This window comes from Nocardioides kribbensis, assembly GCF_015070375.1.
GTDB lineage: Bacteria > Actinomycetota > Actinomycetes > Propionibacteriales > Nocardioidaceae > Nocardioides > Nocardioides kribbensis.
In genome coordinates this window covers 26,603-39,931 of sequence record NZ_JADCLL010000007.1, presented here as the reverse complement: position 1 = coordinate 39,931, position 13,329 = coordinate 26,603, and the positions used below count along the sequence as shown (strand labels likewise).

Annotated in this window: 16 protein-coding genes; 1 reads left to right on the top strand and 15 read right to left on the bottom strand. The window is 68.0% G+C overall.

The features are described from left to right. Positions 1 to 21: 21 nt before the first annotated feature. Together IR170_RS15110 and IR170_RS15105 are read right to left on the bottom strand one after the other, a co-directional pair. Complete coding sequence (locus tag IR170_RS15110) at positions 22 to 1,749, bottom strand: hypothetical protein (RefSeq protein WP_193665405.1); 1,728 nt, start codon at positions 1,747 to 1,749, stop codon at positions 22 to 24. Next, complete coding sequence (locus IR170_RS15105) at positions 1,746 to 5,510, bottom strand: hypothetical protein (RefSeq protein ID WP_193665403.1); 3,765 nt, start codon at positions 5,508 to 5,510, stop codon at positions 1,746 to 1,748. Before IR170_RS15105 ends, IR170_RS15110 begins: the two co-directional genes overlap by 4 nt. A 46-nt stretch (positions 5,511 to 5,556) precedes the next feature. Here IR170_RS15105 and IR170_RS15100 point away from each other — a divergent pair, with 46 nt between their 5' ends. Continuing rightward, complete coding sequence (locus IR170_RS15100; protein WP_193665401.1) at positions 5,557 to 5,847, top strand: DUF2510 domain-containing protein; 291 nt, start codon at positions 5,557 to 5,559, stop codon at positions 5,845 to 5,847. On the opposite strand, the gene IR170_RS15095 is transcribed toward IR170_RS15100, so the two are convergent. From IR170_RS15095 to IR170_RS15030, 13 genes are all read right to left on the bottom strand, one after another. Then, positions 5,830 to 6,210, bottom strand: a complete 381-nt coding sequence (locus tag IR170_RS15095) for a hypothetical protein (RefSeq protein WP_193665399.1) — start codon at positions 6,208 to 6,210, stop codon at positions 5,830 to 5,832. The two genes, IR170_RS15100 and IR170_RS15095, sit on opposite strands and share 18 nt — an antisense overlap. Positions 6,211 to 6,230: 20 nt before the next feature. Beyond that, entirely contained in the window at positions 6,231 to 6,827 is a 597-nt protein-coding gene (locus IR170_RS15090; RefSeq protein WP_193665397.1) for a hypothetical protein, read from the bottom strand. 85 nt (positions 6,828 to 6,912) lie between these two features. After that, positions 6,913 to 7,443 carry a phage tail tube protein gene (locus IR170_RS15085; protein ID WP_193665395.1) on the bottom strand — a complete coding sequence of 177 codons (531 nt, stop codon included), beginning with the start codon at positions 7,441 to 7,443 and terminating at the stop codon, positions 6,913 to 6,915. Beyond that, positions 7,436 to 7,630, bottom strand: a complete 195-nt coding sequence (locus IR170_RS15080; RefSeq protein ID WP_193665393.1) for a hypothetical protein — start codon at positions 7,628 to 7,630, stop codon at positions 7,436 to 7,438. The genes IR170_RS15085 and IR170_RS15080 overlap by 8 nt, the downstream gene beginning before the upstream one ends. A gap of 19 nt (positions 7,631 to 7,649) precedes the next feature. Next, positions 7,650 to 8,060, bottom strand: a complete 411-nt coding sequence (locus IR170_RS15075) for a hypothetical protein (protein WP_193665391.1) — start codon at positions 8,058 to 8,060, stop codon at positions 7,650 to 7,652. After that, on the bottom strand, positions 8,057 to 8,377 hold the full coding sequence (locus IR170_RS15070; protein WP_193665389.1) for a hypothetical protein: 321 nt from the start codon (positions 8,375 to 8,377) through the stop codon (positions 8,057 to 8,059). The genes IR170_RS15075 and IR170_RS15070 overlap by 4 nt, the downstream gene beginning before the upstream one ends. A 44-nt stretch (positions 8,378 to 8,421) precedes the next feature. Further along, positions 8,422 to 8,577 (bottom strand): hypothetical protein, encoded by a 156-nt coding sequence (locus IR170_RS15065; RefSeq protein WP_193665387.1) that lies wholly within the window; start codon positions 8,575 to 8,577, stop codon positions 8,422 to 8,424. After that, positions 8,574 to 8,990, bottom strand: coding sequence for a DUF6093 family protein (locus IR170_RS15060; RefSeq protein WP_193665384.1), 417 nt, complete (start codon positions 8,988 to 8,990; stop codon positions 8,574 to 8,576). Before IR170_RS15060 ends, IR170_RS15065 begins: the two co-directional genes overlap by 4 nt. Continuing rightward, positions 8,987 to 9,400 (bottom strand): hypothetical protein, encoded by a 414-nt coding sequence (locus IR170_RS15055; RefSeq protein WP_193665381.1) that lies wholly within the window; start codon positions 9,398 to 9,400, stop codon positions 8,987 to 8,989. Before IR170_RS15055 ends, IR170_RS15060 begins: the two co-directional genes overlap by 4 nt. A 30-nt stretch (positions 9,401 to 9,430) precedes the next feature. After that, positions 9,431 to 10,648, bottom strand: a complete 1,218-nt coding sequence (locus IR170_RS20035) for a phage major capsid protein (protein ID WP_264674837.1) — start codon at positions 10,646 to 10,648, stop codon at positions 9,431 to 9,433. A gap of 21 nt (positions 10,649 to 10,669) precedes the next feature. Continuing rightward, a complete protein-coding gene (locus IR170_RS15040) occupies positions 10,670 to 11,167 on the bottom strand; it encodes a hypothetical protein (RefSeq protein ID WP_193665379.1) in 498 nt (165 codons plus the stop codon). 49 nt (positions 11,168 to 11,216) lie between these two features. Further along, on the bottom strand, positions 11,217 to 11,981 hold the full coding sequence (locus IR170_RS15035; RefSeq protein ID WP_193665377.1) for a hypothetical protein: 765 nt from the start codon (positions 11,979 to 11,981) through the stop codon (positions 11,217 to 11,219). Continuing rightward, positions 11,953 to 13,317 (bottom strand): phage portal protein, encoded by a 1,365-nt coding sequence (locus IR170_RS15030; RefSeq protein ID WP_193665374.1) that lies wholly within the window; start codon positions 13,315 to 13,317, stop codon positions 11,953 to 11,955. Before IR170_RS15030 ends, IR170_RS15035 begins: the two co-directional genes overlap by 29 nt. Positions 13,318 to 13,329 lie beyond the last annotated feature (12 nt).

The following is a 13,329-nucleotide window of genomic DNA, read 5'->3' as shown; positions in this document are numbered from 1 at the left end:
CGCCTGCCCAGACTTCCGCCATTACTTCACCGCGTTCGTGTGGTAGCTGGCCATGTAGGAGCCGGTGATGTCGACCGGCGTGGTAGGGCCCGATGCGGCGACGTAGATCAGCGTCTGCGCCGGGTAGAACCACCGCCGCTGATCCGAGGACAGCAGCCGCATCGCCGCGAATGCATCCGACCCGTCCGCAGCATCCCCGACCCACGACGCGCCGCCGGGATAGTCCAGCGACGGCGAGGCCAGCGTCAGGCGCCGGTTGGTCAGGGCTGTCGAGGTGAGGGTTAGCGCCGAGTCCTTGACCGGGATCACCCATACGTCATCGACCGTCGCGCTGGTCGAGCCGGTGAGCGAGATGTCGAACTGTCCGGCGTTCATCGGTCCGTAGTTGCGCGGCGGCAGATGGATGCGCCCGACCGTGACCCACTGGTAGATGCTGGAGGTGTTCGGCAGGATGCACGTCGCCGTGCTTGAGGCTGGCGCCAGTGAGCCATCCTTCGCGGTGACGGTGGCTGTCCCGACGCCCGTGGTCCTGATGCGCGCGACGACCGTGTAGAGGCCGGGCTCGTACATCGCGTAGGGCACGCGGGCGGTGAAGGGCGTGCCGGACAGCGGCTCGCTGGATCCCGAGATCGCAGCCGAGTCTGACGAGATCGAACCGCCCGAGGTGCGGAACCGACGCAGGTCGGGGATGTAGCCGCGCGCCAGGTCAGGGCATGACAGGGCCAGCACGTCACTCAGCGCGGTCGAGGCGTGGGAGATCGTCAGCGTCCCCGGCGTGCGAACACTGCCCTCGATGTCGACCGAACGCAGCGACGTCCGCGTGGCCAGGGCCGGCACCGCAGCCTGGGTGGCGAACTCATCGACGTAGTACACGATCGGCGGCGTGCCGGCGTCGGCGTGCTCGACATAGAGCCGTAGCCGGAAGGCGGTGGTGATGTCGGCAGTGTTGAAGTGGTAGCGCGTGAAGCCCTCGGTTGAGACCTGAGTCAGCGCCGGAGTCCGCAGCCGGTCGCCGGTCGGGGTGACGATGTAGAACGACACCGTGTCGTTGAGCGAGCGGCGGCGATAATCGATCGACACCGACGGCACGGGACCCACTGACGGCGACACGGCCCCCGACTCGGATCGGTTCGGAGTGCCAACGGTCCACGCCAGGCCTGTCACCTTGAGCGCCGTGCGACCCGAGTCCGTCGAAGGCGCCAACGCCGTCGTCGATGGGTTGAAAGTCCAGCCCGAAACGCTGCTGCCATCACTGACGACCGTGCGGGCCGGGTTGACCACGGCGCTGGCAGTGAAGGTCTGAAGCAGTGCCGAGTGACCGAACGCCGTACACCGCAACGTGACCGTGTAGTACCGATCGCCGCGCATCTCGTCGAGGTCCCAGTCGTCGGGCTCGGCGAACTCGATGTCGCCCCACTGCACGTCGAACACCGTGGTCGCGCCGACGCCGTCGTTCGGGGTCCAGTAGAGCGTGTTCTCGCCCTTCTGGATCTCGCGGAACACTTCCTGCTCACCCCGAGCCAGCGCATCCGAGTTGGGCGCCGAGATGCCGATCAGGAAGGTGATCGTGCGGTTCTCGTAGCCCGTCTTGGTTTCGATCGCACCGTCAGCCAGCAGCGACGACACGATGTTGATGCGCGGCTCGGGACGACTGCGCTGGAAGGCGTAGACGCTGTACTCGTAGTCACCGGAGCCCTGAGACTTCGGAGACAGGTCCAGGTCGCCCAGGATGAGGCTGTAGTCGCTCACGGGCGCCCCTTTCGTGCGCCAGCCGACGCGTTCTTGTTGACGCCGTCCTTGACCTTCTCCGCAGCCTTGTCAGCAGCCCGCTCCATCGCCTTCTCCAACTGAGCCAGACGCCGGTTGGTCTCGCGCTGCTGCTGCTTCACCTCGCGCACCTCCGCGGTCTGCTCCTGGTAGTCCTTGCGGGCCAGGCGCAGCTCACGACCAAAGACGGCCGATGCAGCCAGCGCGCCCGTCTCGTCGGCAACTCGCTCGCTCCTGTTGTAGAGGCGATTGAACTGCCGCAACTCCGCCTCCGACATCTGCGAGGCAGCGCCGATGTTCCCGGTAGACGAGAGGTACTCCAGCGCGCGGTTGCCGAGGATCTCGTCAAGGCGGGCAGTCTGCTGCTGCTCAAGCTCGCCCGCCTTGATGTTCTGGCGAAGGATGTCGAGCGGGCTGGCCGCACGATTCAGGGACGCCTCGAGCATCGCGTAGGACTGCTGCTGCTGAATTGACCACTGGTCGTAGCCCTCGGGGCGGTCGAGCGTGATGTTGCTAGTAGCCCCAGGGAAGAGGTCAGGACGGAAGCGCGACGCCACCGAATCCCGCAGCGACTGCGATTCCTGCCGGATTGCGTCCAACTTCTCCTTGCTGGCAGCCTGCTCTTTCTCCTCACGAGCGAGCGCCTTCTCGAGCAGCTTCTGACGCGCGACCAGCTCAGCCTTGAGACCCTTCTCGCCGCGCTCCACGCCCTGGCCGAACTCGCGCATCTTGCGGCCGGCGAAGTCTGCGTCGGCTGCGAGGCGGGCGGACGATGAAGTCCGCGCGTAGGTGTCGGCAGCAGTGAAGCGACTGCTGGGCGTGCGCTCGACCCTGCCGCCCTCGGCATACTTCCGCGCGTTGAGGCCGTGGAAGAAGTCTGCGCCGTAATGCTCGACCGACTTGGCCTGGATGACAAACTCGCCGTTGGACAGCCACGCGGGGATGGAATCCGACGTACCGGTGCCAGGTCCCTGGATGTGGCCGCCCGTCGCACTCGTAAGGGCGCCGGGAAGCGGGATGTCGGCGCGACCCGTGGTGGTCCGCAGGGTCGTGGTCTTGACCGTGTTGATGTAGGTCGTCGCAGTGTTGCCATCGAGGTCGGTCAGGGCTCGGAAGACGCCCTGGATGGAGGAGAGTGCGTTCCCGGTGTTGGCCTTGACCGTCGGAACCGCCGTCTGACGATCGAGGCCGTCCAGGTCGTTCTTGACGCCGCGGTAGAGGGACTCGAACGGGTTGGTGTTGAGGTCGGCCTTGGGGCGAGGGTTCTTGCGACCGAGCTCGTCCATCAGGTCGAACAGGTTGCGACCCTTGTTCTCGGCCTGCTTGGTGTCGAGGTCGACCTTGGGCTTGATCTTCACCTTGTCGATGAGGCCAAGGCGGTCAGCAAGGCGCTCGGCGGCCGCTCGCGTCTTGCCCATGTCCATCGCCGCATCGACGAAGTTCTGTCGGGCGCGGGCGAGGAAGTTGCCACGATCCGCGCCCTTGAGGGTGTCGGCCACGCGGAGCGCGGTGGCCGCGATGTTGTCGAGCGCCTCGTTGTTCGCACGTCCGGCGGCGGTGTTGTTGTTGAGGGTCCGGCCGTTCTCCTTGAGCGCGGCCGAGGCGTCGTCGATGGACGCCTTGAAGTCGCGCCAGTTGGAGCGCCCGGTCAGCACCTCGTTGAGGCGCTGCACCTCGCGGGAGAAGTCGGCCGCAGAGGAGGCGGCATCATCCAGCGCGCCGGCAGACGAGTGGAGCCCCTGGGCGAAGATGTCGGACAGTCCGCCCGTGTTCTCCATCGAGAACTTGAGCTCGTCGAGCTTTTGCGTGCCGCGCTCGGACTCGTTGGAGATGATTGAGCCGAGCCCCTGAAAGGCGCCGCCGAGGTTCGCCAGGTACGACTCGCCGTCGCTGTCGCTGAGGCGGAACAAGTCCTTGAAGTCGTTGACGTTGTTCTTGGTCTCGGCGAGCTGGGTCGACAGATCCTTGTAGCGCGCCCGCATCTCAGGGACGGTGCCGCTGCGCATGGCTCGGTCGGCGGCGTCGATGGCGGCGGTCAGGTCGTCATTCGACTTGGCGAGGTCGCGGACGAGGCCGATGCTGCCGCCGATGGCAGCGCCCCACGGGCCAGCCATCGTCCCGATCAAGGCGCCCGACATGGTGTTGGTCAGGCCGATGGAGTCGGCGGCCCCGGACGAGGCCAGGGTGAGGCCGGCGATGACTGCGGACGCCTTGCCGATGCCCGCGACCGTGGAGTCCTTGCCCAGACCCGCCAGGCGAGCCTGCGTGGCCGCGATGCTGCTCTGGACGGTCTTCTGCCCAGTGACGAACTGGCCGACGCTGGTCCGGCTGGCGGCGCCCCAGATGTCGGTAGCGCGCGACAGGGCGGACATGGCACCCACTGCGACGAAGAGGGGGGTGCCGAGGTCGGAGTCGGCAACCGCGGCGAGCGCGTCCGCGAAGGCCGAGATGCCCTTGAGTACGGGGCCACCCAAGGGGGCGGCGGCCTGCACGATCTGCGTGACGGCGTTGACGATCGAGACGAACGCGTCAGACACGGCGGGCCCGGTCTCGCGGACGTAGTCGAGGAAGCCGGCGATGTCGTCGCGGCCCTCGGCGGAAGAGGCCCAGCGGTCGAACCCGTCGGCCACGCCCTCGAGCCACTGGGTGAAGTCGTTGTTGCCGGGCTGGAACGACATCCACATCTCAGCGAGTCCGTGCGCCAGGTCGCCGACGATGCGGGACAGGCTGGTGACCGCGATCGGCGCCTCGACCTCGAGGAACTTGAAGAACTCGCGCCACCGACCAGAGGCCAGCGACTCGGCGCCGTCGGCTACGGCCTGACCGCCAGCGCGACCCACGGCCTCGAAGAGCGCCTCAACTCGGGGAGCCAGGCGAGCGAAGTCGTCGAGCGACTCCGTCAGGCCGGGGAACCATCCGCGTGCCGCAGCGTCGCGGATGTCGTCGAGCACGGGGCGGAAGTCCTGGAACGACCGGACGAACTCCTGCGCCTCGGGGCCGATGCCAGCCATCGCGGCCTGCATCTTCTGGAGGTTCGCGGCGGTCGGCTCGAGGTCGTACTCCTGCATGGCCTTGACCGCGTCCCCGACGCCCTGGAAGGCGACGATCGCCGACCCGCCAGCGATGGCAGCGGCGCCAAGCTGAGAGGCCAGTCCGGCGATCGCGGGGACGCCGACAGCGCCGATCGGGATGAGGCCGGGGCCCAGGATCGCGGCCGTGTCGGCAAGCACCTTGAGCCGGCCGGAAAGGCGGTCAATCTCCGGCCCAGTAGACCGAGCCTCGGTCTCGACCTCACGGATCCCATCAGCCAGATCCAGTTGAGTCTTGGCCTGGTCACGAAGCGCCGCCTTGGAGCGGCTTGCCATCTCCTCGTAGAGGGCCATCTCAAGCGTGTAGGCCTTTGTCGACTTCTTCGTCCGGTCAATGCCGTTCGCCAAGTCGACCTGCGCCCGAGCCTGGTCGCGCAACTCCTTCCGGAGTCGCGCCGAGCGCTCCTCGGCAAGCGCCATCTCAAGGGTGAACTCTTTGGTGGTCTTGGTCGTCTTACGCTGCGACTTGCCGAGATCCTCGGTCTCGTCGCCAAGTCCCTCGGTCGACGACTGCGTGTCGACCTGCGTGCCGTCGAGCCCCTTGACGGCGTTCTCCATGGCCTTGGTGGCCGCAATGGCTCGCACGAGCTTCTGCGAGTAGCGGTCTTCTAGGTCCAGCACGACCTTCTCGACGCGAGTAGCGATAGCGGCCACCTCCAGAAGTCGTGACGGGCCAGCCGATCGGCTTTACCCTGGGTTGGTGAGCGAGAAGGCGGCCCCCGGCTGGTATGTGCCGAGCAGCAACCCGAACACCCGCCGCTACTGGGACGGGACTCGATGGACGGACCAGTACGCACCACTTGACGCGCCGAAGGCTGAGTCGTCGCAGGAGGGGCTCATCGCCGCGGGGTGGATCGGCCTATTCCTACTGCCCATTGCCGCGACTGTGATCGGCCTCGTGCTCGCCAATCGCCGGCCGGTCATGGGGCTGACGATGTTCGGGCTGTCGTTCGTGAGCGCGTTGGCCTGGGCGCTACTGCTGTTCGGCTGACGGAGGCGCGTAAGCGTCGGTCAAGAACTTGTCGCCCGGCGTCATGTCGACCGGAGCGACCCAGACGTTGACGCCCTCATCGAAGCGGTAGGGAAAGAGCGCAGACCGCTCCTCGGCCCAGTTGGCGAAGGTTCCATCGTGAAACGGAAGTTCTTCGTGGAGAGCCTGGTAGCGCGCATGGGCAGCCGCGCGCTCCATCGTCGGGAAGCAGATCGAACGCTGCGGGAACCATGACTGGGTCGAGTCTCCGCAGGTCTCAGGATCGCCGCCGCACTGGGCGCAGGCGGCCCGATCGAGCTCCCAGTCGGCAATCCAGAACTCGCGCTCACCTTGGGGCAGGTCGTACCACTGGTCCGTTGTCATCCCCAGGCGGGCGGCTAGTTCTAGGTCGCGTCGGAACTCTTGGCGGCGAGATAGAAGGTCCCTCGTTTTGGGTCCGCGATCACCCCGCGGTTGGCCTCGAAGGCAAGCACCCAGAGCGACGCGAACTCGCCCTCAGACATCCGGTTGAGCCGACGACGAAGGGCCGCCTCGGACTCGAACTCCGGCGCCACGACGGTGCGCACCTCGGGGTCCTCGGGATCAGAGAACAGGAGGAGCGCGTAGGGCAGCGTCTCGACGTTGACGCCCCACGGGGAGTCCTCCTCCTCCACGACTTCCTTGCCGTCGTCGCCCTTGACCTTGCGGGGTGGGTGGTCACGAAGGAGGTTGCGGAAGTCGCGGTGGCCGATGGTCTCCACGGTCCAGACCTCGGCGCGCTCGGCGGCTTCGTCGACGAACGCCTTGTAGGTGTCGCGGGCCTCTTCAACCGCGGCACTGGTCGCGGTGGTGGGCAGGTCGTCACCCATCCGCGGGCTCGCGTGCGCCTCGGCCTCCTGAGCGACCTCGTGGTGCCGCTCGGCAATGGCGATGCGCCGCCGAAGATCGGACAGCGTCTCGAGATCGTCGTCGTGGTAGAAGGGGAGGCTGTGCTTGCTCATGGGTTCCTCTCGACAGGTCGACAGAGGGTGCGGCTGGAGCCGCGAGCGGGAGGCTGTCGAACCCTCCCGCTCGCGGCGGTCAGGGTCAGGCCGCGATGGCGACGTTGATCGCGACCTCGTTGGGAATCGAGAACTCCACGGTCATCGCGGACTCGGCCGACTCTTCCGCGCCAGAATCGGTCGGGAACGAGGGGCCGAACTCGACCGGGTAGACGTTCACGAACTGGCCGGCGGCAGGGGCGGTGGCGCGGGCGATGCCCTTGCGCTCGATGAGGAAGCCAGAGGCCCCCTCGGGGATCTTCTCAAACCACTTCTTGCCATCAGAACCCGAAGCTGCCTGCGGATCGAAGGCATAGGTCATGGTCCCGCCGGTCACGTTGCTGACGCCGATGCGCTCGTAGACCTTCGTGTCGCCCAGGCGTCGCTCATTGGTGACGCGGTTCGTGGACTGCGAGGGCTTGCCGCTGGAGGCGAAAATGATGCGTGAGATGTCGAGGCCGCTGGTGGCATTCACCTCCGCAACGCTGGGGGCGGACTTGTTCGCGAGCGTGGTCACGAAGATCCAGTTGGTCTTGCCGAAAGTTCCGACAGAGTTGGGACGAAGCGGCTCAGCCATTGCTGTTCTCCTTCTTGGGGTCGGCCGACTGGCCGCTAGGGGTGTTGAACTCCGGGGGCAGGGGGTTGCCGGCCACGTCGACCGCGTCCTGCTTGAGCTTGGTCATCGCCGAGTCGTCGAAGGCCGACGCGATGACGCTGTAGTGGTGGCCGGTGGACTTGTCCTTGACGCGGACGTACTCGGGCATGGCGAAGCTCCCTTACGGGCTAGGTGGCGAAGGTGTACGTCGCTACAGCGGAGTAGCGACCGTCGTCCGACTCGGGGGCTTGGTCCGACTCGAACTGCATGGGGGTCGTGAAGGTCTCGGCGACGGGGAGTGACTGCTCGTTGAGCGCCGCGGCGACCTTGAAGAGGGCCCAGCGAGCCTCGTCGACCGTGGAGCCCACGACGCGGACCGACAGGCGCCAGGCGACGACGTCGGTCTCGGCGCTGAATCGGAGGGCCGGGTTGAATCGGCGCTCGATCGACGGCAGGGCGAAGATCCTGGGCAGCGAGCCGGGGTTGTTGTCCGCGCCGGGGACGTCGCCGTACTCGAAGACTCGGTCGGCGCCGAGGGTGACAGTCAGTGCCGCCTTGACCGCGGTGACGATCGGGCGGGAGTCGAAAAGCGCGCTCACCAGAGGCGGCTGTCTGCGAGGTCAGCGGCGTCCTTGAAGAACTTGACCGCCTGGAGGTCGCCCGACTTGGGGATATCAGTGTTCGGCGGGCCGTTGCGCCACCCACCGCCGACCGCGACGCCAGCAACGGGACCCTCGGGACCCCACTCGCCGGTCGTCGCGCCGGTCATCTCGGAGGTGTAGCGCTTGTAGAAGAGCGCGCCGTGGGGACCGGATGCGGCTCGGGCGATGCGCTGGGCCGCGGAGAGCCCTTGGTCGACATTGCGCTTGACGACCGCAGCGGCCTGGACCGGGGTGGCGCCGACGTCGCGGGCCATGATCGGGATGACATCGCCAATGGTCGTGCTGGCCCTGACGCGCATCAGTCGTCGCCCCAGTCGTGCGGCTCCCAGGTGGCGCGGTCGAGCTCGTCGCGCAGGTGCCACTCGCGGACAGCCTGAGCGGCGGCGCGCATCCGACCGGAGGAGCCGTCACCGAGCGCGAGGTGAACGCGCTCGCTTCGCCCGCCAGTCGTCATGTCCACTCCCTCGGTCGGTCCTCTTTGGTCACATTGACCCGGTACGCGGTCGATTGATCCGCCGGCGCAGATGCCTCCACGAGCCGCCACACAGCCCCTGTGGAGCGTCCGGCGGTGACGAGGGCGTAGTCACCCGTGGCGAGGTTCTCGGTGGCCCAGGGGACGTGCATCTCGCGCAGGGCCAGGGTCACCTCAGCGCCGCCGATGTCGACGGTGCGGGACTTGCCTGCCCCGCCGCGCTCAGGGGGAAAGCGGGCGGGGAGGTCGGTGTGGATCGTGTCCCAGACGGGGACCTCGTAGCCGGTGGTCTCGTCCTGGGTGGTGCGGCCGGTCTTGCGGCGGATCTCGACGCGGCTTGTCATGCGGGACTCGGCTGCGCGGCGGCCGGCGGTGGTGACGCTGTCGACGCTCACCGGAGGCGGTCCCACTCGGGGTCGAAGTAGGGCGGGACGGCGGCTGCCCATCCAACGCGGTCGGGCTCGAAGCCTGGGCGGATGGATGCCGAGGGGGCGCTGCTGTCGGGGTCGAGCAGCTGCCACCACTCGTCGAGGATGGTGACGCGGCGGGTCTCGGTGCCGAAGCGGTAGGTGTAGTCGTCGATGGTCTCGGACTGGTAGCCGTTCGGGTTCTGCATCTTGGTCGCGACTGCCTCGACCTCGACGTACTTGAGCACGTCTTGGTCGAGGTCAGCCACGTCGCCGAGGCGGGCCTTGATCTGGAGTTCTACTGCGTCGAGCCAGTAGGTGACCTGGGCCTGCTCGGTGGTGTCGGAGATGGGGCGGCCGATGGCTACGGCCACGTCTTCGTAGGTCGCGACGGCCATGACCGCCCCACCTCCTTACTTGCTCGTGGGTCAGTTGGCGTCGGTGTATGCGACCCAGGCGCCCGCGGCGTCGCTCTTGACGAAGCCGTAGTAGGCCTCGACCAGCAGGAGGACGAGGTTCTCCTGGAAGGCCGAGTGGGTGACGCCGGCCTCGTCGACGTAGGACGCGGAGTCGGAGACCTTGATGGAGATGTCCATGCCGACGCCGTAGGCGGCCTGCGACCAGTCGCCGCCGATCGCGCGGAGCTTGGTGTCGCGCGAGGGGGTGGCGCCGACGATCACGGCGGGGTTGGTGCCGCCGGTGAGGCCGGAGCCGTTGGCGGTGATGGGGCCGGTGGCGACGCCGACGGCTCCGAGGGTGACGGTGTAGGGGCCGCCGGCCGAGCCGGAGACGGTGGCCGTCGAGAGGCCGGGCAGGGCGCGGAGGGCGCTCTGCACGGTGGAGGAGGCGGCGTTGTAGGCCAGCGGAGCGGTGGTGGCGCCGCCGTAGGTGAGGGTGAAGGTGCCGCCGGTGGGGGTGCCGGTGATGGTGACGGCCTGGACACCGTTGCCGTTGCGGCGGTAGGTGCCCGAGACGCCCCGGTTGTAGGCGGCGGGGTAGCCGATGAGGTTGCCGGCGATGCTGCCGTCGGTGGGGGAGTCGACCCACAGCGGGCGGCCCTGGGTGTCGGTCGTCAGCTTGAGGGTGGGCTTGAGGCGGGGGTCGGCGGCGAAGCCGGAGAAGTCGTAGCCGGCGTCGGTGACGAGCTTCTCGCCCTGGACGAGGTCGGCGAACATGCCGCCGGTGCCCTGGGAGGCGGTGCCGAGCTCGACGGCCGAGGCGCCCTTCTTGAGGTAGTCCGAGAAGGGGCCGGCTCCGCCGGTGCGCAGGTCGAGGCCGTGGATGGCGGCATAGTCGAAGGCGCGGGCGATGGCGGTGGGGAGGTCCTGGCGCAGCTGGGCGTAGAGGCCGGCGGCGTTGGTCATGGCGATCTCCTGGGAGACCGGAACGAGCAGCGCGACCTTCTTGCCGACCATGGTCTTGACGCTCATGGCGCCGGAGCCGACGGGCTTCTGTCCGCCCTCGGAGACCCAGCCGGCGGCGGGGATGTCCATGGAGACGGGGATGGCGGTCTGGGCGTTGACCGACAGCGGCACACGGCGGGCCAGCGACATGACGGCCGAGGACTCGATGGCCTGGTCGAAGATGGGGCCGGTGATGGTCGGCGGGAGGAGGGTGTTGTTGATGGAGGAGAGGCTGGTAGCCATGTGTCTGACTCCTAAGTCAGGTCAGCCCCGAGTGCTCATCTGAGCGCCCAGGAAGTTGGCGAAGTCCTGCTCCGGGTTTCCGGAGGAGGTGGTGCCCCGCGAGCCCTGACTGAGGTCGGGCTTGGGGCCGGTCGATGTCCGAGCTGCGAGCGCCTTGGCCTGTCGCTCGACGGTCTCGAGGTCGGCGCCGGTGAGGAACAGGTCGGCGTCCTCGTCGCTGATCCCGTGCTTGGCGGCCACTCGGAGGCGCAGTGCCTCGGCGGTGGCTGCGGCTGCGGCGGCCTCTGCGTCCTGGGCGGCCTTCTGGGCGCGCTCAAGGTCGCTGAGGTTGGCAGCGGCGATCTCGTCGAGCTGCTTCTGGAGCGCGGCGGCCGACTTCTCGGCAGCCGATCGGGCCTCCCGCTCGGCCTTGAGCGCCTTGACGCCGCTCTCGCCGAGCTGCTGGTCGTCGCCGGCAGGGTCGCCCTGCGTCTGTGCGACGTCAGGCTCGTTGGTGGACTCGGGGGTGTTCTCGGACATGCATCCTCCATCGCGGAGTTGACCTGGCGACCTCGCGTCGTCAGGAAGATCAGGTGGTGATGTAGCCGTAGCGGCGCAGGAGCTCGATGGCCTGCGCGCGGTCGCTAGCCAGGCGGTAAATGCCTGCCGGGGTGGGCCGCCCGCCGCGGGCCAGTGCTCGGCCGGACTCGTTGAGGCCGGCGGCTCGGCGGCGGATGTTGACGACTTGGCCGAGATCGGCGCCGTCTGCGAGCGCTTTCATGTCGGCCTTGGAGAGGCCGCGCACCTGGCCGTCGGCGACGAGCTGGTCGGGGTTCTGGGCGTAGGGGCTGGCGATGGTCGTGGGGATCATCGAGCAGTCGCAGCCGGGGTGTCGCTCAAAGCCGGTCGACCAGCGGTAGACGCGGCCCGCGAGAATGGCGCAGCGGGCGCAGCAGGGCGGGTTGACGTAGCGGACGTGGTAGATGTCCGGGCGGACCGCGATTGACACGCTTTCGGCGGCTCGCGCGGCCTCTTGGACGATGGATTCGACCAGGCGCTCGAACTCGAAGTCAGTGTCGGTGGCCTCGATCATCTGCGTCAGGGTCGACGGCTCGGTGGCGAAGGCTGCGATGTTCAGCAGGGCCTCGGCGATGGAGTCGATCTCTTGCTCGGCAAGCATTTCCTCGACCGCGACCTGGGAGGCTTGGGCCTGGGTGATCTGGTGGGCTGCCACGACTCCCACGACGGCCGCTGTGCCGCCGCTGCGGGCCTTCTTGGCCTCACGTACCGCCCGCCGCGCGATGAGGGCGGAAAGGCGGTAGTGCTTACGCGCCGACCGCAGCGTTGGCGGCATCGTTGCTCAGGCCATCCATGACTGCTCGAGTGACGGGGTCGAGCGCTTCGGCCTCGAAGTAGGCGCGCTCCTTGGCCTTGCGAGCCTCGGACCATCCCAGTTCGTCCCAGTAGCCCTCGCGGGACAGGACGCCCTCCGCGTGACGCTTGGCCAGAGCGTCCTCGCGCTGGGAGACGGTGGGGGTCGCAGGGTCGAACCAGTCGGTCCGGACCTGGTTTCCCTCGACGACGCGGCCGGTGGCGAAGCGGTAGGCGAGTGCGCCGACCCATCCGAGGGTGGTGCCGACCTCGACGTTCTGAGACTCCACTGAGCGCACCAGGCGGGCCTCGTCGGCGCGGATGGATCCTTCGGTGGGCGGGTTGGCGGCGAGGAGCCCGAAGTAGCGGGCGGGGAAGCCGGTCTCAATGGATGCCTGGACGCCGTAGATGTTGAGTGCGGTCTCGAAGTTCTTGAGGTCCGCGGCGGTGAGCTGGCCGACCTTGCCGGCGGCGTCGGTGATGGTGTGGATGGCGTCGAAGTAGGCCTCGAACTGGGGGACAGGCTTGCCGTCGGCGTCGAGGAAGTCCTCCTTCTTGACGCCGGCCATCCACATGCGCGGCACGCCGTGGGCCTCTTGGGCGAACTGGAGGTTCGTCAGCGAGCGCGCAGCGGCGTCGACCAGCGGGATGACGTCGGTGAACTGCGACTCTCCGACCCAGCCGCCGGACATGCGGCGGTTGAGGTGCATGACGACGGGGACGACGCCGAGGTTGTGAGGATCGCGGTCGACCTCGTACCAGCGGCCGTCACCCTGGGAGCGCTCGACCCAGACGGTGACGTTCGGCAGGTAGAGGGTGACGTTGGTCGGCCCGTAGCCATTGTCCGCAGTGCCGTAGAACCGTGCGGCGGCCGTCACGATCTCGCGGCGGTAGTCGACGCGAGCGACCATCTCGCGCGGAGATTCCACGCGCACCAGGGGGAGCTCGCTGTTGTCCTCGTTGGCGCCGACCGACATGAAGCCGCGGCCGTAGATCATGCGGTCGCGGTTGAACATGGCGACGTGCGCGGAGAGGTTGTTGGAGTCCCAGATGGCGCGCAGCTGCGGGTCGGCGGTCTCCTGGCCCGGGAGGATTAGGGACCGGACTTGCTGGCGGTCGTTAATGGTGTCGACGACCGTGCGGCACCAGTTGGTGACGACGAGGAAGCGGCGCATTGCGGGCGGGATCGCCATCCCGAGCTGCTCGACGCGCTGACGGCCGCGGTAGTAGCGCAGCAGCAACTCGTCATCGAGGGACCGGGCATCTAGGTCCCGCTTGAGCGAGTCGATCAGTTCCAGCTCGGAGGGAGTGAGCGCCACGTTTCCCTCCTT

Excerpts from the sequence above, each read along its gene's own strand:
- IR170_RS15095 (WP_193665399.1), bottom strand. The coding sequence starts at position 6,210 with ATGACAACGGACCAGTGGTACGACCTGCCCCAAGGTGAGCGCGAGTTC.
- IR170_RS15090 (WP_193665397.1), bottom strand. The coding sequence starts at position 6,827 with ATGAGCAAGCACAGCCTCCCCTTCTACCACGACGACGATCTCGAGACG.
- IR170_RS15085 (WP_193665395.1), bottom strand. The coding sequence starts at position 7,443 with ATGGCTGAGCCGCTTCGTCCCAACTCTGTCGGAACTTTCGGCAAGACC.
- IR170_RS15080 (WP_193665393.1), bottom strand. The coding sequence starts at position 7,630 with ATGCCCGAGTACGTCCGCGTCAAGGACAAGTCCACCGGCCACCACTAC.
- IR170_RS15070 (WP_193665389.1), bottom strand. The coding sequence starts at position 8,377 with ATGGCCCGCGACGTCGGCGCCACCCCGGTCCAGGCCGCTGCGGTCGTC.
- IR170_RS15065 (WP_193665387.1), bottom strand. The coding sequence starts at position 8,577 with ATGACGACTGGCGGGCGAAGCGAGCGCGTTCACCTCGCGCTCGGTGAC.
- IR170_RS15055 (WP_193665381.1), bottom strand. The coding sequence starts at position 9,400 with ATGGCCGTCGCGACCTACGAAGACGTGGCCGTAGCCATCGGCCGCCCC.
- IR170_RS20035 (WP_264674837.1), bottom strand. The coding sequence starts at position 10,648 with ATGGCTACCAGCCTCTCCTCCATCAACAACACCCTCCTCCCGCCGACC.
- IR170_RS15040 (WP_193665379.1), bottom strand. The coding sequence starts at position 11,167 with ATGTCCGAGAACACCCCCGAGTCCACCAACGAGCCTGACGTCGCACAG.
- IR170_RS15035 (WP_193665377.1), bottom strand. The coding sequence starts at position 11,981 with ATGCCGCCAACGCTGCGGTCGGCGCGTAAGCACTACCGCCTTTCCGCC.